We start from the raw sequence: 22,468 nt of genomic DNA on the forward strand, positions 1-22,468 counted from the left end.
GCATCCTGCCTCTAGGGATCCGCAGTTTCAGGCTTAAAACCCTCATGCGAACCATCCATACGACCTGTCAGAGGACGTCACCCCGTTAAACGGCGCGTGACCGTAGTCGTCTTTTACTCCATGAATCTTCATGGCATCTGCCCGCATTCGCCGAGAACGGTGTTCGTGGAGGCAGAACAATCAAGAGTTGATCTTATATGAGTTTTTCTTCACTCGGTTTGTCCGAGCAACTGGTCCGTGCAACCACCGACCAGGGTTACGATACCCCGTCTCCCATTCAGCTTCAGGCCATTCCTGCCGTACTTTCAGGCAAGGATGTTATGGCTGCAGCCCAGACGGGCACAGGCAAAACCGCCGGCTTTACACTGCCATTATTGCAGCGCCTGGCTGAGAATCCCCGCACTGGTAAAGGCCCCCGTGCATTGATTTTGACGCCTACCCGGGAGCTGGCCGCACAGGTTCACGACAGCGTGAACCTTTACAGTAGATACGTTCCTACCAAGGCTGCTGTGGTCTTTGGTGGTGTGAAAATCAATCCGCAGATGATGAAGCTGCGCAAGGGTGTGGATGTACTGGTCGCCACGCCGGGCCGCCTGATGGATCTCTATCAGCAAAATGCGGTGCGCTTCAACGAAGTGGAGATCCTGGTGCTGGATGAAGCGGACCGCATGCTGGACATGGGCTTTATCCGCGACATCCGCAAGATTCTTGCGCTGTTGCCGGCCAAACGCCAGAACCTGCTGTTCTCTGCCACCTTCTCCAGCGAAATCCGCACCTTGGCGGAAGGCCTGCTGAATAACCCGGTGCAGGTTGAAGTTGCTGCGCGTAACACCGCTGCGGAAAACATCAAGCAGTCTGTCTACCCGGTAGATCAGAGCCAGAAAACGGCACTGCTGAGCAAGCTGGTTCGTGACAACAGCTGGGACCAGGTACTGGTCTTTACCCGCACCAAGCATGGTGCCAACAGATTGACCCAGAAGCTGGAGAAGGATGGTATTACGGCCGCCGCTATCCACGGCAACAAGTCACAGGGTGCCCGCACCCGTGCCTTGGCTGACTTCAAGGCCGGCGAAGTGCGTGTGCTGGTGGCGACGGACATTGCAGCCCGTGGTCTGGATATCAAGCAACTGCCCCAGGTAGTAAACTTTGAATTGCCGAACGTACCGGAAGATTACGTGCACCGTATCGGTCGTACCGGACGCGCCGGCGAAAGTGGTCACGCCCTTTCACTGGTGAGTGCCGATGAAGGAAAAATGCTCGCGGGCATTGAAAGGCTGATCAAGAAGCAGCTGCCGCGCAAGAGTATGGAAGGCTTTGAGCCTACCAATAACCTGCCGCTGAAGCCGAAAGCCAAAGCGGACCCGAGCAAGGCTCGTGGTCGCAGTAGTAACGGCAGCGGCAACGGCAGGCCGGCTGGCAAACCTCGCAGTTTCGGCGCCAAGCCGGGCGGTCGAAGTGCTGGCCGCGGCCAGAGCAGTGGCCAGCAGGGCCGGCGCCAAAGCGCTTGAGGCTGACTGAGACCATATAGAAAGGCGGAGCAGATGCTCCGCCTTTTTGTTTCTACCGCCTGACTTTTTGCCCGGAGATGCACTAGTATTCTGGGTCTGAAATCCAGCCTGCAGGTATCTCCAGCGTATGCGTGAATTAACCTCTCTTCGGGTACAGATGGGCTTCACCCGCCCGAGACGGTTGATGGCGGATGGCCGGTTTCTGCTGGCACTGGTTGTAGGCTGTCTGATCAGTGTTGTGCTGACAATGCTGGCAGGTAGAAGCGGGTGGCAGGATGCGGATTTGCTATCAATCCTGTCACTGGTTTTCTGGGCGCCGATTGTCGAAGAGCTGGCGTTTCGGGGTGTGGTGCAGGGTTGGCTGTCCGGAACCGAGAGTGGCAGGCGCAGGTTGGCCGGATTGTCACTGGCAAATATCATCGCCGCCTGCCTTTTCACTGGCTGGCACCTTCTTTACCGAACCGACGTTATGGCCTGGCTGGTCTTCGTGCCCGCTCTCGTGTTTGGCTATTTCAGGGATCGACATGGCTCACTATTGCCGTGCGTAATCCTGCATGCCGCTTACAACGCGTCGCTCCTGCTGCCTGGGTGGTATCTGTTGTATTAGGCGCAAAAAAACCGGCCGGATAATCCCGGCCGGGGTTTGTTGTTTCCGGCTGGTTCAAGCCCGGAGTTTGAATCTGCGTACGGTCAGACCACCAATAGCCAGAGCGGTCAGCAGGAACAGGGTCGGGTCGAAGGGCGCGCCCGGGTTGTAGCTGCAGCCGAAGATCGTGCCGCCGCCGTTGCTGGATGAAGATGTGCTGTCGCCGTCGTCAATGCCGTCATCAGTGCCATCATCGGGGATTTCAACGGTTGTAGACTGACGGAACATGGCATGGGTGCCTCCATCCCGGTTTTCATTCCAGACTGCAAACAGCTGGTTGCCGGCCGGCGTCATCCGGACCTGGGATTCGAAGGCTTCCACACCCTCAGCTTCCCCTGCAAAGGTCACCACTGGAGTCACGTAGGCACCCTTGTCTTCGGCCCTTGCCGCATAGAGATCCAGTTCTTCGGGCTCCTCAAGGCTCCAGTCTGAGACGTTGGTCTGGGTGCCCCAGGCAATGTAGAACTTGCTCTTGTCCTGGCATTCTTCCGGGTTCGGAGTTGGGGCCGTGCATGCCGGTGTACTGCCGGGCGCACCCACCAGACGAGGCTCCCTCACATTGATCGTTGTGTCTTCAATGTTGCTCAGATTTTCAGGAGCAGACCAGGTACCGGCCACCGCATCATAGTGACGCAGATAGAAGTTATAGTTCTTGGTGTTGGTATAGAGCAGTTCTGCCAGCACCGGGGTGTAGGTGTAGCCAACATAGAGGTCATCGCCACGCAGCTGAGCACGGTGCGCAATGGCGTTCTCTTCAACCTTCTGATAAGTGTCATCGGAAAGGGTTGACGTCGGGATATCCGCGTCAGAAGTTGCCTGCGCTTCCAAAGTCCGGCTGCTCATGTTGAGTGCAGGCTCGTTGTTCAAACCAATGGCCGTCAGGTAATCCGAGGTTTCGCAGGCGGCATGATCCACAGCCGGCACCATTTCCGCCGTAGAGAAACCGTTGCCCCCTTCGTTCACAACACCTTTGCGCAACATGATGTCGGACGGGCCACCCTGGGTAAATTCACCTTCTTTCCAGAAGATAGCCAGTCTCAGCCCGCTTTCTGCACCGGGGGTTTTCTGTGGAACGAAACGAACACGGCGGCCATTCAAGGCCGGATTGCTGATAATGCAGCCCGCCTGCTCACCGGGAGTATTCCAGTCGAAGGTTTGATAGCGAACGTACTTGCCCTCGTACACACCTTCTGAACCTTTGGTTTCCTCGTAAGCAACGATCGCCTGGGGTGCAGCGTCCAGTGAGCCGAACTGCAGGGCAAGGTTGGCGCGGGACGCACCTGCTCTGCCGCTCTCGATCTGATCATCCGCAACAACGGCCCCGCCGCTGTCCTTGATAACATCGAAGTTGCCGGACGCTGTCTGGCTGTCGTAGTTGTCGGTAACCCTCACCGGCGCAGCCCAAAGGCCGTAACCAGCACCCTGATCAGCCCAGCCGGCCACCGCATAGCTGTACCAGATGTCCGTGCCATGGCTCACTTTGGCACCTGATGCCCCATCACCGGGACCGCCAGCTTCACCGCGCTGAAGACCCCGGGGATCCTCCTGCCAGGTGATGGCCCACTGGCCAGTTCCCACGCCACGGTTAACGTCTTGTTTGGCATCGCGCTCGCCACTGGATAGCTGCACACGTTCATTCCACGTAATGCCCTCCGATTCACTGATACCCGTTACGACATGTGTGCAGCTGAAGGGAATCTCGCGATCTTCGAGGGTCAGATAACTGACGGTTCTCTGTAGTGTGGTCTCTGGTGTGCCATCTGGTCCTTCGCAATATTTGTCCACCCAAGTGACAGCGATCCGTGAGCCGCTGTTAAAGACGTTGGGCTTGTCGGAATCGCCGGCAAAAGCGGTGCGGGTTCCGTCGCCATTCCAGTCGGTGTCAATGGAGGACTGGCTGGCAGTGCCGGAGATATTGACCGGTGTCGACCAGCTGGCGATATCGTCGCATTCGGCGTCGCAATAGCGGGCGAAAATATCCCGCGCCGGCCGTTCGGCCTGGGCCTTCACGTCATACACGGTGTTATCGTTGGGGTCGAGATAGTCACCATAAACGGTAACCAGGCGGCCGCTGGTCAGCCGCACCAGTTTGGTCTTGTTGGCGCCACCGTTAGAATTCAGTTGAACGGTGTCCCCAAAGCTCAGACCGGTCGCTCCCCAGGCTGCTCCGGACGAGCCAACAGCCGCGATAATGGCGATAGCAAGAAGTTTTTGATTCACTGGATGCCCCTCCTGGACGCTTTACCTTCAAATCAGGTACCGCTTGCTCCTGAAAGCTTTCAGGCCTTAGCTTATAATTAAAAATATGAATTTTGCGATAGGTAAAACACTGATCCGGACAAGTTATTGATCAGGATCAAGTACCGCATTCTGGCTCTGTATCAGGCTGAATAATCAAATTATTGCAAGAGGTCGCAATGAAAATTCCTCTCTCCAAAGGTGAAGTGCTGCGGCCATTTGTCGCACTCACGGTGCTCTTCTTAGCCGCCTGTAGTGACAGTAATGATCCCGGTGGGAGCGTCACCGATGGGACTGATCCAGATCCGGGGGATGAGACTGTACTGCCATCACTGACTACCCAGATCGAGCACTGGAGTAAGACCGGCGTGTTTCTGGCGGCGGCCGATTGCGGTCAGTGCCATAGTGCCAGCGCGACCGGGGAAAGTCCGGCCGCCATGCGTATGCCGGATCCCCTGATTTCGGAGAACCAGCCGTCACCGCAGGGGGCGGATATCAGTCCCTTTTATGACTGGAAAAGCAGCGTAATGGCAAACGCTTTCACGGACCCCTATTTCCGGGCCACCATGATGCACGAAGCCGAAACTTTTCCGCATCTGGAGGGACTGATTGAGGACACCTGTCTGACTTGTCACAGCCCCATGGCGAGAACCCATGCCCATCAAACCGGCGTTAGTCTGGAGCAGGACGACAGCTGCCCGTTGGAGGATGGCTGTTACCGAGCTGAGCAGGCAATGGCAGACCCCCATGCCCGCGAGGGCATCAGTTGTACGGCCTGTCACCAGATTACGGATTCTGTGCTGTCTGGAGATATAAATTCCGGCAACTATGAAATCGCCGATGCGGACCACCCGGATGCATTTACGATCTTCGGGCCTTACCAAAACCCCGTGGGGCGGGCGATGCAGGATCGTGTTGGTTACGAGCCTCGGTTTGGTCAGCACATGTCTGACTCCACACACTGCGCCAGTTGCCATGAGCTTTTCACGCCGACTATCGATATGGAGACGGATCAGCCCAATGGGGAAGTCTTCCCGGAACAGGCACCCTATACCGAATGGGTTAATAGTGATTTCGGGCCTGATGGCGGTACCACGACGTCATGCCAGCAATGCCATATGGCGCGCCCGGAAATCAGTGAAAACTATCTGACCCGGATTGCACTGACTTCCAATGGTACGGTGAATCCGAACTGGCCAGAGCGTCAGCCCTATTTCCCCCATGTGATGGTGGGGGGGAACACTTGGTTACTGGACACTCTGGAGCTGTTCCGCGAAGAGCTTGGTCGGGCAGAAATAAACAAGGAAGGGGAGTTTGCCGATACGGCAGAGTTAACCAGGGATTTCTTGAAAACGGCTGCCGATCTGGTTCCGTCTGCCCAGAATCTTTCCGCGAACGAGCTGGCGTTTGATCTGACCATTCAGAACAATACTGGTCATAAGCTCCCCACCAGTTTTCCCTCGCGCCGGGTCTGGGTTGCCACGCAAGTGACAGACAGTGATGGCGTTGTGATTTTCAGTAGTGGCTTCCCGGATGAGAACTACCATCTGGCGTCTGATGCTCAATACACCAGTGCCGAGTGTATGGCCCCCAAAAAACCGGAAAGTTTTGATTCTTCAGATTGTTACCAAAGCCATGTCACGCAGGTCAATTCGCCTGGCGATATACCAGTCTACGAGCTTGTACTGGGTTCAACCACAGACGCAATAACCCACATCTTGCTCTACGCATCGGAGTCACTGAAGGATAACCGGATTCCGCCCCGTGGATTCGACAGTACGACAGTGCCGGAAACGGCCAAGCCGGCGGGGGTGGATGATGATACGGATTTCAACCTGAACAACAGTGGTCAGGATACCATTGCCTATCGTCTGACCGTCCCGGAGGCGGCGGTGCCGCCACTGACGGTTGAAACCACTCTGTATTATCAGAGCATCCGCCCGACCTTCATTGAGGGGCTGCATGGGGACCACCCATGGATCGACGAATTTCACGGTGTAGTGACCCTGAATCCGCCACCAGCGGAAGTGCTGGCGTCTGCCACCTTTCAGGTTCAATAAGACGTTCAGGGTATGTCGAATAAGCGGACGGGCCAGCGGTAGTTATCGGAGGGGGCACAAAAAAGCGGGGCCAAAGCCCCGCAGAAAAATGTACCTTCCGGCAACCCACAGATCATGGAGGCTGCCGGGGGCACGGGGATCAGAACTTGTAGGACACGCCTACCATGTAGACCAGGGGATCAATTTCTACGTCTACTGTCTGGTTGGCCGCCTCAATTTTCGCCTCGGTGTCGATATCGATCCACCAGATTGCTGCGTTAACGCCAACATTTTCAGTGATCATATAATCAATACCCGCCTCAGCAGCCAAGCCGAAGCTGTCATCCAGCTCGATGTCGGTGCCGGCCAGAGCGCCTGCAGTCTCTTCATCAAAGAAAACCGTATAGTTCACACCTGCGCCAACATAAGGCTGGAGCTTGCTTCCGCTGGGCATTGGGAAATACTGCAGTGTGACCGTAGGCGGCAGATGCTTGGTTTCTGCCAACTTGCCTAGGCTTGCCAGATCACCTGCGCCTTTAATGTCGTGACTGAATGGCGTCGCGGCAAGAACTCCCAGACCAATTTGATCAGTAAGCATGTAGCTCAGAGTCAGACCAAGCTGCGTGTTGTTGTCTACGTCAACTCGAGCGTCAGCGCCAATGTTGGTAATTGGATCGCTTGAGGCATCCGGTGCAACAGTTGCGGCACCAACGCGGCCGATGAAATCACCGGCCTCATAAGCCTGAACAGCCGGAGCCGCAACCATAACCGCTGCAGCAAGAACACCAAGTTTGAATGTACGGGACATATCCATCTCCTTAACCTGAAAGTTTGATGACTTCAGGTTAATGGCCGTGGAGATTGGAAACTTGACTTGGCGCAAGAATCGCCAGCCAGAGTGATTCCTTCTACAGAGGGATTGATTCAACTCAAGAAAACAAGCCAATGTAGGGGTTTTCCCGATTGTCAGGCGCTGTTTTTCTTGCCTTCGGGCAGGGCATTTTCGGGGACAAACACATCGCGGATAGTCAACGGCTTGCCGTCAGCATCCTGGACTTCAACGTTGTGTATGGGACGGCCCGTGGCGCGGTCTCTGAGATCAAGCGGTGTCTGATCCGGTGCAGGATTCCACTTGTCACCCCACTGGCGAAGGGCGGTAACTATCGGGAAGAGGTCACGACCTTTTTCTGTCAGGCGGTATTCGAACCGGGAACCGTGTTCGCCCACATCCACTTTTTGCAGGACTTCATTGGCCACCAGCCGTGCCAGACGGTCGCACAGGATGTTCTTGGCGATGCCGAGTTGTTGCTGGAAATCGACAAAACGGCGGGTGCCGTACATCGCATGCAGCACAATCAAAAGCGACCACCAATCCCCCACTTCATTGAGGGCGCGGGCGACGGAGCAGCTGGAGTCATCAAAACGTTTTCTGGCCATGGCAGGAGTGTACCGAATAGGGTTGCATTTTAAAACCAAATTGAATAGGGTTGCTTTACGAAACCAAATTGATGAGGTTGCTATGTTGAAACCGCAAGCTCATCCCCAGTCTGCTTTTCCGCTGAGGAGTGTTACCTCATGACCATGAATCTTGGCCCCCTTTTCGACCCATTCGAGCTCTACAACCTCAAGCTACGTAATCGCGTTGCCATGGCACCCATGACTCGAAACTTCTCGCCAGGCAATGTGCCGGGTGAGGACGTGGTCAGTTACTACCGCCGCCGCGCAGAAAATGGTGTTGGTCTGCTGATCACCGAGGGCACCACGGTGAATCATCCGGGTGCCAATGGCTACCCCAATGTGCCTGCGTTCCATGGTGACGACGCGCTTGCCGGCTGGAAAGAGGTGGTGGATGCCGTGCACGAGGCTGGTGGTGCCATTTTCCCGCAGTTGTGGCATGTGGGCTCGGTTCGCAAGGAAGGGACAGAGCCGGATCCCTCGGTGCCGGGATACAGCCCGTCCGGCCTGTTTGCACCAGGAAAGCCGAATGGCAAGGCCATGAGCAAGGACGATATCGATGACGTGATCACCGCATTCGCCGACGCGGCACAGGATGCCAAGGCGCTGGGATTCGACGGTGTCGAGATCCACGGTGCCCATGGCTACCTGCTGGACCAGTTCCTGTGGGAAGGAACCAATCAGCGTGAAGATGAGTATGGCGGAAGCATGGAGAACCGCCTGCGCTTTGTGGTCGAGATTGTTGAAGCCGTGCGTCACCGCGTGGGCCCTGATTACCCGATCATGTTGCGTTTCTCCCAGTGGAAGCAGCAGGATTATGAGGCGAAGCTGGTGAACAGCCCGGAAGAACTGGAAGCCTTCCTGGCACCGCTGGTGGAGGCTGGTGTCGACATTTTCCACGCATCCACCCGTCGTTTCTGGGAGCCCGAGTTCGAGGGTTCCAATCTGAACCTGGCCGGCTGGACCCAGAAACTGAGTGGCAAGCCGACCATGTCGGTAGGCAGTGTCGGGCTGACCGAGGACTTCATCAGCGGCACCTTCGCCAGCAAGAAAGAAGCGGTTGAACAGGCCGGTATCGACGAGTTGGTGGAACGCATGAGCAATCACGAGTTTGAACTGATCGCCGTTGGCCGTGCCTTGTTGCAGGATCCGGAATGGCTTGTGAAAGTGAAGGAAGGGCGGATCGGAGAGGTTGAGCCCTTCGCCAAAAAGTCCCTCGCAAAACTCTACTGAGTTGATTGACCCCTTCGGCCCCGGTTATCCGGGGCTTTTTTTGTCCAGTCGAAGCTATCTTTCTGATTGGTAATCGCGTTTGCCGGCAGATCCACTATGCTGGGGCATATCGTTCACTGAATGGGAGTTAGCCATGTTCAACTCAGCCATATTGAAAATCACCGCCCTGGTCGCCCTGCTGACCCTGGCGGGGTGTGCCACGGTGGGCCGTGATTTTGCGACCCACAACGTTGATGAAATCACCATCGGCGAAACCACCCGCTCCGATATTCAGGCCCTGTTTGGCGAGCCCTGGCGCACCGGCATTGAGGATGGCAAGCGCACCTGGACCTATGGCAAGTACCGTTGGTCGGCGTTTGGCGATGCGGAAACCACCGATCTGGTTGTGCGGTTCAACAACGACGGTACCGTCTCATCCTACGTTTACAATACCACTGAATAATCGTCGAGAAGGTGTGGTGGGCGGGGCATCCCCGCTGCCACACCGACCCTGATTCAGGCGCGTAACCCGCTCACCAGTTTGTCGATACTGTCCTTGGCATCCCCGAACAGCATGCGGGCGTTGTCTTTGAAGAACAGCGGATTTTCTACCCCGGAATAGCCTGTCGCCATGCCCCGTTTCAGGACCACTACCTGGTGGGCCTTCCAGACTTCCAGCACCGGCATCCCGGCAATCGGGCTACCCGGGTCCTCTGCGGCCGCCGGATTGACCGTGTCGTTGGCTCCAATCACCAGAACCACGTCGGTGTCCGGGAAATCCTCATTAATTTCGTCCATCTCCAGCACGATGTCGTAGGGCACATGGGCTTCTGCCAGCAGCACATTCATATGGCCGGGAAGACGACCCGCCACCGGGTGAATGCCAAAGCGGACATTCACGCCCCGTTCCCGGAGCAGTTTGGTCATGTCGCTGACGCCGCTCTGAGCCTGAGCCACCGCCATACCGTAACCCGGAACAATTATCACGGACTGGGCATTACGCAGCTCCTCGCAAACTTCGTCGACACTGGTTTCATGAACCGACTGGTCGGCATCGGCCACGGCAGAGCTGCTGCTGGTCTGGCCGAATCCGCCGAGGATCACGCTGATGAAGGACCGGTTCATCGCTTTGCACATGATGTAGCTGAGAATGGCACCGCTACTGCCGACCAGGGCCCCGGTCACAATCAACAGGTCGTTACCGAGCATGAAGCCGATCGAGGCGGCGGCCCATCCTGAGTAACTGTTCAGCATGGAGACCACCACCGGCATGTCGGCACCGCCAATGGCCATAATCAGATGGATGCCGAGAACCGATGCAATCACGGTCATCAGTACCAGGGCAATCAGGCCCAGGGCCAGGCTGTCGGTGCCCAGAAACCAGGCGCCCAGCAGCACGGAGACAATGACGGCGGCGAGATTCATCAAATGCCGACCGGGCAGGGTCAGTGCCTTGCTGTCGATCCGGCCATCCAGTTTGCCGCAGGCCACCAGTGAGCCAGTGAAGGTAATGGCACCGATAAAGATTCCCACAAAGACTTCCACCAGTTTGATGGTGTGCTCGGTGCCGGTGGTATCGGTTAACGGCTCGATATAGCCTGCAAAGCCCACCAGGACCGCCGCCAGGCCTACAAAGCTGTGCAACAGTGCCACCAGCTGCGGCATTTGTGTCATTTCAACCTTGTTGGCGATGGCGATACCGACGCTGGCGCCCAGTAACACGGCAACCACGATGGCAATGACACCATCGCTGCTGACACTTGCCAGAGTGGCGGCCAGGGCGAGGACGATACCGGCAACCCCGTAAAGATTGCCGCGCCTGGCTGACTCTTGATGGCTGAGGCCACCGAGACTGAGGATAAACAATACGCTGGCCACCACATAGGCCACACTGACGAGTCCTGTGCTCATGGTGGGAGCCTCCTATTTGCGGAACATTTTGAGCATGCGGTGGGTGACCCGGAAGCCGCCCCCCACGTTGATGCTGGCAATCAGCACCGCGACAAACGCCATTATCCCGACCGCAATATTCTCAGCCTGGGCAAGGTGCAACATGGCACCTATCACGATGATGCCGCTGATGGCGTTGGTCACACTCATCAGCGGGGTATGCAGTGATGCGGTGACGTTCCAGATCACTTGCCAGCCAATGAAGCAGGCCAGCACAAACACCGTGAAGTGGCGCAGAAAGCTTTCCGGCGCATAGGCACCGATGCCATAGAGGGCGGCAACCGTGACCAGCAACAGCGCCCCTTTGCCAACCAGAACCTTTCGCTCGGATTCCTTGCGTGCCGCTTCCTTCTGTTCCGCTGAGGGCTCTTCCGTGCCTGGCGCAGGTTTGGGGCTGACGGGTGACTGCGGTTGGGGTGGTGGCCAGGTCACATCCTGATCCAGCACCACGGTCAGGCCGCGAATGACATCATCCTCCATGTTCACCTGTGGCTGGCCGTCTTTTTCCGGTGTCAGCTCGGTGAGCAAGTGGAACAGGTTGGTGGCGTACAGATCACTGGCGACCTTGGCCATCCGGCTTGGCAGATCGGTATAGCCAATCAGGGTAACGTCATGCTGCTGAGCAATCTTGCCCGGCTCGGTCAGTTCGCAGTTACCACCCCGTTCGGAGGCGAGATCGACAATCACACTGCCGGGCTTCATGGACTTTACCATGTCGGCGGTAATCAGCTTGGGTGCGGGTTTGCCCGGAATCAGCGCCGTGGTGATGATGATATCCACCTCTTTTGCCTGTTCCGCGAACAGCGCCATCTCCGCCTTGATAAACTCATCGCTCATCTGCTTGGCATAGCCGCCGGTACCGCTGCCTTCCTCCTCGCCGAAGTCCAGCTGGAGAAATTCGGCGCCCATGCTTTCGATCTGCTCCTTGACTTCCAGGCGGGTGTCAAAGGCGCGGACTATCGCACCGAGGCTGTTGGCCGCGCCGACAGCTGCGAGGCCGGCCACACCGGCGCCGATCACCATCACTTTGGCCGGCGGCACCTTGCCGGCCGCCGTCACCTGACCGGTAAAGAAACGGCCGAAATGATTGGCCGCCTCGACCACCGCCCGATAGCCGGCAATATTGGCCATGGCGCTGAGGGCGTCCATCTTCTGGGCACGGCTGATCCGGGGCAGGCTGTCGATGGCAAAGGTGGTTATTTTCTTTGCCGACAGTTTCTCAAGCAGTTCGGGATTCTGGGCGGGCCAGATGTAGCTGACGAGGAAGGCACCTTCCTTCATCAGATCAACCTCGTGGGCACCGAGAGAGGGATTCTCCATGGGTGCCCGCACTTTCAGAATGAAATCCGCCTCACCCCAGAGCGATCGGGTATCCACCGCGATGGCGGCGCCAACCGCCTCATAGGCTTCATCATGGTAGTGCGCGGCCTCGCCGGCACCAGCTTCGACAATGACCTCATAACCCAGGTCGATGAGCTTGTGGACGGAGGGCGGTGTCGCCGCAACCCGTCGTTCGTCGGGGAAAATCTCTGTGGGGATGCCAATTTTCATAGTGCACGCGTCCTCCGGTTAAACCGATGAACCAGGTGTGTGATAACTACATCCTAGTGCAACTTTCGGAACCTGCCTGATTGCGGGCGATTTCGGCGATGCTAGTTGAGCCCGGCTGTCAGGGTGCAACGATGTGAACCGGGTGGAGGGTTTAAGTTTGCATTAAGGTGCAGGGCCGATACTGCCTGCATCTTGAATCAGGTTTTACCGGGTAAACTCATGGCATTGTCCTCACAACGTTCGTTCCACTCACTGTCTGCAACGCATGGGGCAACCGGTCGGTTTCAATGGCCTGCAATCAAGCCCCACTGGATGGCGTTGATCAGCGCCATTGCCCTGACCGGTTTGTATAACTTTCCTTTCTATTCCGCCATTGAGCAATACGTTGGCTTTGAACAGCCGATGCTTATGGTCAAGCTCGTCTTTTTGTTGCTGCTGGTCAACCATCTCCTGATCAGCCTGTTTTCGGTTCGGTTTGCCCTGAAACCGATACTGATATTCCTGTTTTTCAGTGCCGCGCTCAGTGGTTATTTCATGAATGCCTACGGGGTGCTGATCGACAAGCATATGCTACAGAATGCGCTGGAAACCGATGTGAATGAGGTCCGGGGCCTGCTCAGTAGCGGGTTGCTCATTCACATGGCGATTTTCTTCGTGATTCCTTTAGTTGTGCTGTCTCTCATTCGGGTGACGTGGCCAGTCGGTTTGAGAAAGGTCACCCACTGGCTGGCCCCGATCGCCATTGATATGGCGCTGATTCTGGTTTTGGCGTTGACCAGCTACCAGGAAATGGCCTCAACGTTTCGCAATCACCGGGATATCAAGGATCTTGTGGTGCCTGTGAACAGTGTGGCTGCCCTGGCATCGGTGGGTAACAGGGTGGCTGCAGCGCAGTTCCCCCGGGAGTATCAGCAGGTCGGGCTGGATGCAACGGTTTCTCTCCCGGTGGCCGAGCGCACCAAGCCCAATCTGGTGGTTTTTGTCCTGGGTGAGACTGCGCGCGCAGATCATTTCGGGCTCAATGGCTATGAGCGAAATACCACGCCAGAGCTTAGTCAGCTGGCACGGGAACCTGGTGGAAAACTCGTAAACTTCCCTCAGGTGTCGTCCTGTGGAACCGCAACGGCCTTGTCAGTGCCTTGTATGTTTTCGTGGCTTGGGCGTTCGGATTACGACGAAGGGTTGGCAAAAAACAGCGATAACTTCCTTGACGTCATGACCAGGGCGGGCATTGTCAGTACGTGGCTGGACAACAATTCCGGCTGTAAGGGGATGTGCGATCGCATCCCCACGATTCGCCCGGAGGATACTGAGCTGTGCCAGGGGGAATACTGCGATGATCTGGTTTTGTTGAAGGGAGCCCATGAACAGCTTGATGCAGCAGACAATAACGACCATTTCATGGTGCTGCACCAGTTAGGCAGTCATGGCCCCGAGTACTTCAAGCGCAGTAAACCCGACCAGAAAAGGTTCCTGCCGGAATGCGAAAGCAATGAACTGCAGACCTGTGACCAAGAGACCATTATCAACGCCTACGATGACAGCATTCTGGTGACGGACCATTTGCTGGCTGAAACCGTGCGTATGCTGAAATCCATGCAATCGGACTATAACACCGCCCTTGTTTATGTCTCCGACCATGGCGAGTCACTGGGTGAGGGTGGCATCTACCTGCACGGAATCCCCTACATGCTGGCACCAGAGGCCCAGACTCATGTGCCCATGGTCATGTGGCTGTCAGACGGTTTCCGGGTGGACAATCGGATTGATGCTGAATGTCTGGCTCAGGCCGGACTGAAGCCGCTGAGCCACGATAACCTGTTCTCTTCCATGCTGGGGCTGATGAACGTTGAGAGCGAGACTGTGAAGCCGTCGCTCAATATTTTCGAGGATTGCAGAACGCAGTAGGGCGGTTATCAGTGCCCCAGTCTTTTCTCTGCGGGGATATAAGTGGCCGGTGGCTGATAATAGTTGAGGAAGGTGGCGGTTTTCCTATGACCGTGGCGCCGGAACATATCCGTCAGGTTCAGGCCGATGCCCATGTACAAGGTTCGCTCATTGCGCTCGTCCGGCTCTGAGTAGCCTCTGGCGTAATAGCCGGCGTGCAGTTCGACGTGTCGGAGAAAACTGTTGCTCAAGGTATCGAAGCCGTTCAGTTTGAGTGCCACCAGGTATTTTGAGTTTTCATAGTCGGTGGTGATATCCGCCTGATTTGGCTGAAAACCTACTTCCCAGCGCAGATCGACTTTTCGTGCCAGACTCGGATAACGGTACCGATAGTACCCCGCCAGACCGCCGATGGCATTGGCGACCAGGTCCTCGTAGGAAACCCCATAGTCGCTGAAGGCGTCCCCGAGCTCCATATAGCCAAGGATGGCAAAGGAAGACAGGGAGCCATACAAGGCAGCGTCTTCCGGAGAGAAGCACCAGTACTCAAACAGACTGGAAACGCCCTGGGCGGTAGCGTAGGTGGTGAACAGATGCCCCAGTTTGTCGGCCCCACCTTCCGTAGTATCCTGCCCGAACCAGCCCTCTGACGATGACTTGGGCCGTTTTGTGAAGTAATCCCAGTTCGCGATTCCCCAGGCGGTAATCACGCCCACACCGGTGGCTGTCACACTCAGGGTACGGCGGATCTGATCGTCTGGCGCGATGGGCTCATGGCACTCCGCTTCGGCTCGCGATGACAAGATTAACACGGCGATGAACATCAGGATCGGGCCGAGACGGAATGCTGTGTCGTTTGGTATTGGCGGCATGCTGTTACCCTGCGGATCACCATCCTGTTCCGGGCATTCCTTGACCCTTTCAGCATAGTCCGGTTTGACGCAGGGTGTCGCCGTTACGGTGGCCAATACCACCGTAACGGTCTGGCTCGTGCAACCTAGCTCACTAGTGTTCCACCATCCACCGCCAGGCATTGCCCGGTGATGTGGCGCCCCGCCTCGGAGGCCATCAGCACCGCTGCGCCCTTCAGGTCTTCCTCGCCGCCAAAGCGATTCAGGGGAATGCGTTGCAGCATGGTGTCGCCCTGGGCATCCAGCAGCCCCTGGGACATCTTCGAGGGGAAGAAGCCGGGGCACAGGGCATTCACGTTGATGTTGTATCGGCCCCACTCCGCAGCCAGGGCACGGGTGAAGTTCACCATGGCGCCCTTGCTGGTGTTGTAGGCGATGGTCTGCATGCCTTCCGGGTTGCCGGACAGGCCGGCGATGGAGGCGATGTTGATCACCTTGCCGGTTTTCCGGGGAATCATGCAGCGCTTGCCGACGGCCTGGGTCAGGAAAAAGCCGGCGTTGACGTTCAGGTTCATCACCTTCATCCAGCCTTCGGCCGGGTAGTCCTCAGCCGGTGCGCCCCAGGTGGCGCCCGCATTATTGACCAGAATGTCGATGTCACCCAGCTGCTCGACAACCTGATCGACCACGCCCGGAATGCCCTCAAGATTGCCTAGGTCGGCGGCGATGGTGACTACCTTCACGCCCAGACTTTCCAGATGCTCTTTCGCGGCATCCAGTTCATGCTGCTTGCGCGCACTAATGGCGACGCTGGCACCCAGTTCACCCAGGGCTTCGGCCATTTGCAGGCCCAGGCCTCGGGAGCCGCCGGTGATAAAGGCGACCTTGCCGGTCAGGTCCAGTAACTGTTTTACGCTCATAATCGGTTCCTTTTTTCGGTGCTGCCGGAATCAGGCGCTGGCGGCCAGCAAGCCGTCGCTGACCTGGGCCAGATGGTGCTCGGCATCGCCGAACAACAGGTTGATCAGGGTCAGGCGCTTGAACAGGTGCGCGGCGAACATCTCGTCCGTCACGCCCATACCGCCGTGCAGCTGCACGCCTTCCTGGCCAACGTAGCGGGCCGCCTGGCCCACCAGGGTCTTGGCCATGGACAAGGCTTCGCGACGCCGCTCACGATCATCCGAGTCGGCTTCTGTGGCGGCAAGAATGGCCATGGATTTTGCCTGCTCGGCCTGGATGAACATATCCGCCATACGATGCTGCAGTACCTGGAACTTGCCGATGGCGACACCAAACTGTTTGCGGGTCTTGATGTAGTCCAGGGTGTTGGTGTTCATGGCTTCCATGGCGCCCACGGCTTCGGCGCACAGTGCGGCGATGCCGAGGTCCACGGCCTTTTCGATGGCCGGGAAGGCCTCATCGAGGTTGCCGATCAGGTTGTCGGCGGTGACCGCTACATTGTTGAACCGGATGTCAGCGGTACGGTGACCGTCGTGGGTGGCAAAATCGTGGATCTTGATGCCCTCGGCGTCGGCATCCACCAGAAACAGGGACAGCCCCTGTTCGTCGCCACTGGCACCGCCGGTGCGGGCGGAGACGATCAGCTGGTGCGCTTGGCCGCCATGGAGCACAGCGGTTTTATGGCCGCTGATCCGGTAGCTGTCGCCGTCCTGGCGCGCGGTGGTCTGCACGTGGCTCAGGTTGTAACGGGCACCGGGCTCGCTGTGGGCAAAGGCCATCAGCCGCTCGCCACTGGCAATCGCCGGCAGGCTCTCGGCCTTCTGGGCCTCGCTGCCGTGGTCGCGGATCAGGCCGCCGGCCAGCACCACCGTGGCCAGATATGGTTCAACCACGAGGCTGTGGCCAAAGTTCTCCATCACCACCATGGTGTCGACGGCGTTGCCGCCGAGCCCGTCGTAGTCCTCCGGGAAGGTGAACGCCAGCAGCCCCATCTCGGCCAGGGCGGCCCAGATTGCCGGGTCGGTGCCCCGGCCGGACTTGATCACTTCCCTACGTTTTTCGAACCCGACTTCGTTGGTCACGAAGCGGCGCAGGGAGTCGTTCAGCATCTGCTGTTCTTCAGTCAGTTCAAAATTCATAGCGCCTCCTTACAAACCAAGCACGAGTTGGGCGATGATGTTGCGCTGGATCTCGTTCGATCCGCCAAAGATCGACAGCTTGCGCATGTTGAAGTAATCGCCGGCCGCGGGCGCGGCATCAATGGAGCCGATGCGCGGACCGGTATAATACAGCTCAAGCGCCTCCGGGATGTGGGCGATAGCGTCGTGGCCGGTGGCTTCCATCAGCATCTCGAACAGTTCCTGGCCGATTTCGGTGCCGCGGATTTTCAGGATCGAGGCCTGGGGGCCGGGGCCGCGCTTGTCGGTCAGCACCCGTAATACAGTCAGTTCCAGGGCGCGGAGTTCGATGTCCAGCTGGGCCAGTCGGTCCCGGAACCGGGTGTTTTCGATCAACGGCCGCTGGCCGTCCCGCTCTTCCCGGGCCACTTCCTTCAGTCGCTTCATGGTGGCTTTCCACTGGCCGACGTTGGCCAGCCCGGTACGCTCGTGGCCCAGCAGGAATTTGGCGTAGGTCCAGCCCTGATTCTCTTCGCCGATGAGGTTCTCGGCCGGCACCTTTACGTTGTCAAAGTAGACTTCGTTAATCTCATGTTCACCGTCCAGCATGATGATGGGGCGAACCTCAATGCCGGGGTTGTTCATGTCGATCAGGAGGAAGGAAATGCCCTGTTGTGGCTTGCCTTCGGTGCTGGTTCGTACCAGGCAGAAGATCCAGTCGGCATGCTGGCCCAGGGTGGTCCAGGTCTTCTGGCCATTAACGATGTAGTAGTCGCCTTCACGCTTGGCAGAGGTGCGCAGCGAGGCCAAGTCAGAGCCGGACCCCGGCTCGGAGTAGCCCTGACACCACCAGTCCTCGCCGCTGAGAATGCCGGGCAGGAAGCGCTGTTTCTGCTCGTCGTTGCCAAAGGTCATGATCACCGGGGCCACCATGCGCAGGCCAAAGTCGAGCTGTCGGGGGGCGCCGGCGAGGGCGCACTCTTCCTCGAAGATCAGTTGTTCGATCGGGCTCCAGCCCGGGCCGCCGAATTCTTTCGGCCAGGTGGATGCGCCCCAGCCTTTGTCGAACAGGATTTTCTGCCAGCGCTCGGTCATGGCTTTGTCCGGGCGCAGGCTTTTCTGGACCCGCTCGCGGATGTCGTCCGGAAGGTTGTTTTCGAGAAACTGGCGAACGTCGGCGCGGAACGCCTCTTGTTCGGGGGTGTAATTCAGATCCATGTTGCACCTCTTGTCTGGTGGCTGAGGTAAATGGTTTTCGAGCTATTGGAACTGCCTGATGATTCTGAATGCCGGGCCTTCTGGCTTGGGCGGCTGCTTCGGGCGGGAAGAGCCTTTCGAAACACGCTCCTTCGGCCCATCCATGGGGCGCTTGGGCTCCGCCATCCATGGCTCCGCACAGTTTCGAAAGGCTCTTCCCGCCCGAAGCTTCGAGTCAGTGTGTGTCTGCCGTTTTAAAGTGCTTTTGGCGGTCAGTGCCCAGCCTAGAATTCCTGCACCTGCTGACCATTACGCAGAGCTATGGGCGTCTGTTGGGTCGGGCTGTCCAAAGCCGTGCGGAGCCATGGATGGCGGAGCTCGAGCGTCACATGGACGTGCCGAAGGAGCGAGTTTTGGACAGCCCGACCCAACAGGCGCTTCCCCCAAAGCAAAAGGCAACCGAGGCTTCAGGCAACCAAAGTTTTAGGCCACCTCAAACAACCCAGCAGCACCCATGCCAGTGCCGACACACATGGTGACCACCACGTATTTCACACCACGGCGCTTGCCTTCGATCAGCGCATGGCCGACCAGGCGTGAGCCGGTGGTACCGTAGGGGTGGCCGACAGCAATGGCGCCGCCGTTGACGTTCAGGCGGTCCATCGGGATACCCAATTTGCGCTGGCAATAGAGCACCTGCACGGCGAAGGCTTCGTTGAGTTCCCAAAGGCCGATGTCATCGACGGTCAGGCCGGCGCGCTTGAGCAGTTTGGGCACGGCGAAGACCGGGCCGATGCCCATCTCGTCCGGCTCACAGCCGGCGACAGCGAAGCCGCGGAAGATGCCCAGCGGGGTGGCGCCGCGCTGTTCGGCGATTTTGCTGTCCATCAGGACGCACGCGGACGCACCGTCGGAGAACTGGCTGGCGTTGCCGGCGGTGACTACGCCGCCTTCCATCGCGGAGCGGATTTTGCTCACGCCTTCGAGATTGGTGCCGGGGCGGATGCCTTCGTCCTGGCTGACGGTGACTTCCTGGCTGCTAAGCTGGCCGGTGGCTTTATCCGCAACGCCCATGGTTGTGGTGATAGGCACGATTTCGTCGTCGAATTTGCCGTCTTCGCGGGCCTGGGTGGCCAGCTGCTGGCTGCGTACGCCGTACTCGTCCATGTCTTCTTTCTTGATGCCGTAACGCTTGGCCACGGTTTCAGCAGTATCCAGCATGGACCAGTACAGCTCCGGCTTGTGCTTCGCCAGCCAGGGATCCATGAAGTAGTTCTGGTTGACGTTGGCCTGAACGGTGGAGATGGATTCGACACCACCGGCGACCATCACCGGTACTTTATCTACGGCAATGTGCTGGGCGGCCATGGCAATGGCCTGCAGGCCGGATGAGCAGAAGCGGTTGATGGTGGCGCCGCCAACGGTGACCGGCAGGCCGGCACGGATGGCGCCCATGCGTGCCACATCGTTACCGGTGGAGCCTTCAGGCAGGGCGCAGCCCATCAGCACGTCTTCGATTTCGTTGGGGTCGACCTTGGAGCGCTCGACCGCGTGCTGGATGGCGTGACCCGCCAGGGTCGCGCCGTGGGTCATGTTCAGGCCGCCGCGCCAGGATTTGGCCAAGGGCGTGCGGGCAGTGGATACGATGACAACATCAGTGGACATAACAATTCTCCTAAGCTCGGAGCGGCGGTCTTTAGGCCGCCCCGGATCAATTCGTGGACCGGTTATTTGCTATCGAAACCCTTACCTTCCTCGGCACGCTTGGCCAGCAGGGCCGCAGGCTCCCAGAAGCCCGGCTGGGTGTGCCGGTCTTCGGTAAAGGCTTGCATGGCGCGCACCACATTCGGCAGCCCGACTTCTTCGGCATAATGCATGGGGCCACCACGGAATACCGGGAAGCCGTAACCGGTGAGGTACACCATGTCGATGTCGGAGGCGCGCTGGGCGATGCCTTCGTCCAGAATCTGGGCGCCTTCGTTCACCAGGGCGTAGACGCAGCGCTCGACGATTTCCTGATTGCTGATCTTGCGCGGGGTAATGCCCAGCTCGGCGCGGACTTCCTCCACCACCTTGTCCACTTCCGGATCGGGCAGGGCGTTGCGGTTGCCCGGCTCGTAGCGGTAGAAACCGGCGCCGGTCTTCTGGCCATAGCGGCCCATTTCACACAGGCGGTCGGCCACAACCATCTTCACCATGTCCGGGTTCTCTTCATACTGGCGCTTGCGGATGGCCCAGCCGATGTCGCCGCCGGCCAGGTCGGCCATGCGCAGCGGGCCCATGGCAAAGCCGAACTTCTCGATGGCCTTGTCGATCTGCTGCACGCTGGCGCCTTCTTCGAGCATCAGCAGGGCTTCGCGCTGGTACTGGTTGATCATGCGGTTGCCGATAAAGCCGTCACAGACGCCGGAAACGACGGCGGTCTTGCGGATGGCTTTGGCCAATTTCATGGCGGTGGCCAGTACGTCCTTGGCGGTCTTCTCACCACGCACCACTTCCAGCAGCTTCATGATGTTGGCCGGGCTGAAGAAGTGCAGGCCGATGACGTCTCCCGGGCGCTTGGTGAAGCTGGCGATCTTGTTGAGGTCCAGAGTGGAGGTGTTGGACGCCAGAATCGCGCCGGGCTTGCACACCTCGTCCAGCTTCTCGAACACGGACTGCTTCACGCCCATTTCCTCGAACACCGCTTCGATGACCAGGTCCACATCGCTCAGGTCGTCATAGGTCAGGGAGGGAGTAAGCAGGGCCATCTTGGCCTTGGCGTCGTCTTCGCTCATCCGGCCTTTCTTGACGCGGCCTTCGTAGACTTTCTGAATCGCCGCCACGCCGCGGTCCAGGCCTTCCTGCTTCATCTCCACCAGGGTGACCGGAATGCCGGCGTTCAGGAAGTTGATGCTGATTCCGGTGCCCATGGTGCCACCACCAATCACTCCGACAGACTTAACGTCGCGAACCGGGGTGTCAGACGGAACATCGGCAATCTTGCTGGTCAGGCGCTCGGAGAAAAACGCGTGGCGCAGGGCGCGGGATTCCGGAGTCTGCATCAGGTTCACGAACGCTTCGCGCTCGACCTCCATGCCCTTGTCGAAAGGCATTGTCACGGCCGCGTGCACGGCGTCCACGCACTTCAGCGGGGCCGGGTAGTTTTTCGCCATGGCACCCACGGTATTGCGGGTGAACATGAAGAAGCCTTCCGGATTCGGATGCCTGGCCTTCAGGTCGCGCACTTTTTTCAGTGGCAGGTTTTCACTAACCACCTTGGTGGCGTAGGCGACTGCGGCGTCGAACAGCTCGCCGTCGACGATCTCGTCAAACAGGGCACTGCCCTTGAACTGCTTGGCCGGGACCACGCTGCCGGAGACGATCATGTTGAGGGCGTGTTCGGCGCCGATCACCCGGGGCAGGCGCTGGGTACCACCGGCACCCGGCAACAGACCGAGCTTTACTTCCGGCAGGGCGATCTGGGCGTCCGGTTTGGCGATGCGGTAGTGACAACCGAGTGCCAGTTCCAGGCCGCCACCCATGCAGGCGCCGCTGATGGCGGCGATCACCGGTTTGCGACTGCTTTCCACGTAGTTGATGACGGTGGGCAGCACGGGTTGGGTCATGGCCTTGTCCGTGCCGAACTCACTGATGTCTGCGCCACCGGAGAAGGCCCGGTCTGAACCGATAAGTATGACGGCCTTCACCGCTTCATCGGATTCCGCCTGGCGGATGCCGTTCACAATGCCCTGGCGAAGCGCCAGGCCCAGGCCGTTGACTGGCGGGTTGTCGAGTCGAATGACGGCGACGTTGCCGTGTACGTCGTAGTGGGCGGTACTCATTTGGCAGCTCCCTGGTACTGATATCGGTGTGA

General features: G+C 58.3%; 17 protein-coding genes. 6 read left to right on the forward strand and 11 right to left on the reverse strand.

What is annotated here, in order from left to right:
• Positions 1-197: 197 nt before the first annotated feature.
• Both BKP64_RS15835 and mrtJ read left to right on the forward strand, forming a co-directional pair.
• Positions 198-1,508: a DEAD/DEAH box helicase gene (locus BKP64_RS15835; protein ID WP_070972300.1), complete on the forward strand. Its 1,311-nt coding sequence runs from the start codon at positions 198-200 to the stop codon at positions 1,506-1,508.
• Between the two features lie 127 nt (positions 1,509-1,635).
• Positions 1,636-2,115, forward strand: a complete 480-nt coding sequence (gene mrtJ, locus BKP64_RS15840; RefSeq protein ID WP_227515435.1) for a JDVT-CTERM system glutamic-type intramembrane protease MrtJ — start codon at positions 1,636-1,638, stop codon at positions 2,113-2,115.
• 54 nt (positions 2,116-2,169) lie between these two features.
• Here the strand turns inward: mrtJ and BKP64_RS15845 are convergent, their stop codons facing one another.
• Complete coding sequence (locus BKP64_RS15845) at positions 2,170-4,374, reverse strand: choice-of-anchor O protein (RefSeq protein ID WP_070972303.1); 2,205 nt, start codon at positions 4,372-4,374, stop codon at positions 2,170-2,172.
• A 197-nt stretch (positions 4,375-4,571) separates the two neighbouring features.
• On the opposite strand from BKP64_RS15845, the gene BKP64_RS15850 reads away from it, so the two are divergent.
• Positions 4,572-6,452, forward strand: coding sequence for a hypothetical protein (locus BKP64_RS15850; RefSeq protein ID WP_070972306.1), 1,881 nt, complete (start codon positions 4,572-4,574; stop codon positions 6,450-6,452).
• Positions 6,453-6,591: 139 nt separating this feature from the next.
• Here the strand turns inward: BKP64_RS15850 and BKP64_RS15855 are convergent, their stop codons facing one another.
• Together BKP64_RS15855 and BKP64_RS15860 are read right to left on the reverse strand one after the other, a co-directional pair.
• The gene (locus BKP64_RS15855; RefSeq protein ID WP_070973725.1) at positions 6,592-7,239 is read right to left on the reverse strand and encodes an OmpW/AlkL family protein; all 648 of its coding nucleotides are present in this window, start codon (positions 7,237-7,239) and stop codon (positions 6,592-6,594) included.
• 158 nt (positions 7,240-7,397) lie between these two features.
• Positions 7,398-7,868, reverse strand: coding sequence for a winged helix-turn-helix transcriptional regulator (locus BKP64_RS15860; RefSeq protein WP_070972309.1), 471 nt, complete (start codon positions 7,866-7,868; stop codon positions 7,398-7,400).
• 138 nt (positions 7,869-8,006) lie between these two features.
• Here BKP64_RS15860 and BKP64_RS15865 point away from each other — a divergent pair, with 138 nt between their 5' ends.
• Entirely contained in the window at positions 8,007-9,119 is a 1,113-nt protein-coding gene (locus BKP64_RS15865; RefSeq protein WP_070972312.1) for an NADH:flavin oxidoreductase, read from the forward strand.
• Positions 9,120-9,252: 133 nt separating this feature from the next.
• A complete protein-coding gene (gene bamE / locus BKP64_RS15870; protein ID WP_070972315.1) occupies positions 9,253-9,561 on the forward strand; it encodes an outer membrane protein assembly factor BamE domain-containing protein in 309 nt (102 codons plus the stop codon).
• A gap of 53 nt (positions 9,562-9,614) precedes the next feature.
• Here the strand turns inward: bamE and pntB are convergent, their stop codons facing one another.
• Together pntB and BKP64_RS15880 are read right to left on the reverse strand one after the other, a co-directional pair.
• A complete protein-coding gene (pntB, locus tag BKP64_RS15875; RefSeq protein WP_070972318.1) occupies positions 9,615-11,009 on the reverse strand; it encodes a Re/Si-specific NAD(P)(+) transhydrogenase subunit beta in 1,395 nt (464 codons plus the stop codon).
• Positions 11,010-11,021: 12 nt separating this feature from the next.
• Positions 11,022-12,599, reverse strand: a complete 1,578-nt coding sequence (locus tag BKP64_RS15880; protein ID WP_070972321.1) for a Re/Si-specific NAD(P)(+) transhydrogenase subunit alpha — start codon at positions 12,597-12,599, stop codon at positions 11,022-11,024.
• 219 nt (positions 12,600-12,818) lie between these two features.
• Here BKP64_RS15880 and BKP64_RS15885 point away from each other — a divergent pair, with 219 nt between their 5' ends.
• A complete protein-coding gene (locus BKP64_RS15885; protein ID WP_083329239.1) occupies positions 12,819-14,507 on the forward strand; it encodes a phosphoethanolamine transferase in 1,689 nt (562 codons plus the stop codon).
• A gap of 8 nt (positions 14,508-14,515) precedes the next feature.
• Here BKP64_RS15885 and BKP64_RS15890 read toward each other — a convergent pair whose 3' ends face one another.
• The 6 genes from BKP64_RS15890 to BKP64_RS15915 form a co-directional block, all read right to left on the reverse strand.
• Positions 14,516-15,454, reverse strand: a complete 939-nt coding sequence (locus tag BKP64_RS15890) for a DUF2279 domain-containing protein (RefSeq protein ID WP_157755435.1) — start codon at positions 15,452-15,454, stop codon at positions 14,516-14,518.
• A 29-nt stretch (positions 15,455-15,483) separates the two neighbouring features.
• Positions 15,484-16,257: an SDR family oxidoreductase gene (locus BKP64_RS15895; protein WP_070972330.1), complete on the reverse strand. Its 774-nt coding sequence runs from the start codon at positions 16,255-16,257 to the stop codon at positions 15,484-15,486.
• 30 nt (positions 16,258-16,287) lie between these two features.
• Positions 16,288-17,436 carry an acyl-CoA dehydrogenase family protein gene (locus BKP64_RS15900; protein ID WP_070972334.1) on the reverse strand — a complete coding sequence of 383 codons (1,149 nt, stop codon included), beginning with the start codon at positions 17,434-17,436 and terminating at the stop codon, positions 16,288-16,290.
• 9 nt (positions 17,437-17,445) lie between these two features.
• On the reverse strand, positions 17,446-18,633 hold the full coding sequence (locus BKP64_RS15905; RefSeq protein WP_070972337.1) for an acyl-CoA dehydrogenase family protein: 1,188 nt from the start codon (positions 18,631-18,633) through the stop codon (positions 17,446-17,448).
• Positions 18,634-19,095: 462 nt separating this feature from the next.
• Complete coding sequence (locus BKP64_RS15910) at positions 19,096-20,277, reverse strand: acetyl-CoA C-acyltransferase (RefSeq protein ID WP_070972340.1); 1,182 nt, start codon at positions 20,275-20,277, stop codon at positions 19,096-19,098.
• A 62-nt stretch (positions 20,278-20,339) separates the two neighbouring features.
• Positions 20,340-22,436 (reverse strand): 3-hydroxyacyl-CoA dehydrogenase NAD-binding domain-containing protein, encoded by a 2,097-nt coding sequence (locus BKP64_RS15915; RefSeq protein ID WP_070972343.1) that lies wholly within the window; start codon positions 22,434-22,436, stop codon positions 20,340-20,342.
• Between the last annotated feature and the right edge of the window lie 32 nt (positions 22,437-22,468).

This window comes from Marinobacter salinus (genome assembly GCF_001854125.1).
Lineage (GTDB): Bacteria > Pseudomonadota > Gammaproteobacteria > Pseudomonadales > Oleiphilaceae > Marinobacter > Marinobacter salinus.

Coding starts and splice junctions, on each gene's coding strand:
- bamE (WP_070972315.1), top strand. CDS start 9,253: ATGTTCAACTCAGCCATATTGAAAATCACCGCCCTGGTCGCCCTGCTG.
- BKP64_RS15895 (WP_070972330.1), bottom strand. CDS start 16,257: ATGAGCGTAAAACAGTTACTGGACCTGACCGGCAAGGTCGCCTTTATC.
- BKP64_RS15860 (WP_070972309.1), bottom strand. CDS start 7,868: ATGGCCAGAAAACGTTTTGATGACTCCAGCTGCTCCGTCGCCCGCGCC.
- pntB (WP_070972318.1), bottom strand. CDS start 11,009: ATGAGCACAGGACTCGTCAGTGTGGCCTATGTGGTGGCCAGCGTATTG.
- mrtJ (WP_227515435.1), top strand. CDS start 1,636: ATGCGTGAATTAACCTCTCTTCGGGTACAGATGGGCTTCACCCGCCCG.
- BKP64_RS15855 (WP_070973725.1), bottom strand. CDS start 7,239: ATGTCCCGTACATTCAAACTTGGTGTTCTTGCTGCAGCGGTTATGGTT.
- BKP64_RS15885 (WP_083329239.1), top strand. CDS start 12,819: ATGGCATTGTCCTCACAACGTTCGTTCCACTCACTGTCTGCAACGCAT.
- BKP64_RS15850 (WP_070972306.1), top strand. CDS start 4,572: ATGAAAATTCCTCTCTCCAAAGGTGAAGTGCTGCGGCCATTTGTCGCA.
- BKP64_RS15835 (WP_070972300.1), top strand. CDS start 198: ATGAGTTTTTCTTCACTCGGTTTGTCCGAGCAACTGGTCCGTGCAACC.
- BKP64_RS15900 (WP_070972334.1), bottom strand. CDS start 17,436: ATGAATTTTGAACTGACTGAAGAACAGCAGATGCTGAACGACTCCCTG.
- BKP64_RS15865 (WP_070972312.1), top strand. CDS start 8,007: ATGACCATGAATCTTGGCCCCCTTTTCGACCCATTCGAGCTCTACAAC.
- BKP64_RS15905 (WP_070972337.1), bottom strand. CDS start 18,633: ATGGATCTGAATTACACCCCCGAACAAGAGGCGTTCCGCGCCGACGTT.
- BKP64_RS15880 (WP_070972321.1), bottom strand. CDS start 12,599: ATGAAAATTGGCATCCCCACAGAGATTTTCCCCGACGAACGACGGGTT.
- BKP64_RS15915 (WP_070972343.1), bottom strand. CDS start 22,436: ATGAGTACCGCCCACTACGACGTACACGGCAACGTCGCCGTCATTCGA.
- BKP64_RS15910 (WP_070972340.1), bottom strand. CDS start 20,277: ATGTCCACTGATGTTGTCATCGTATCCACTGCCCGCACGCCCTTGGCC.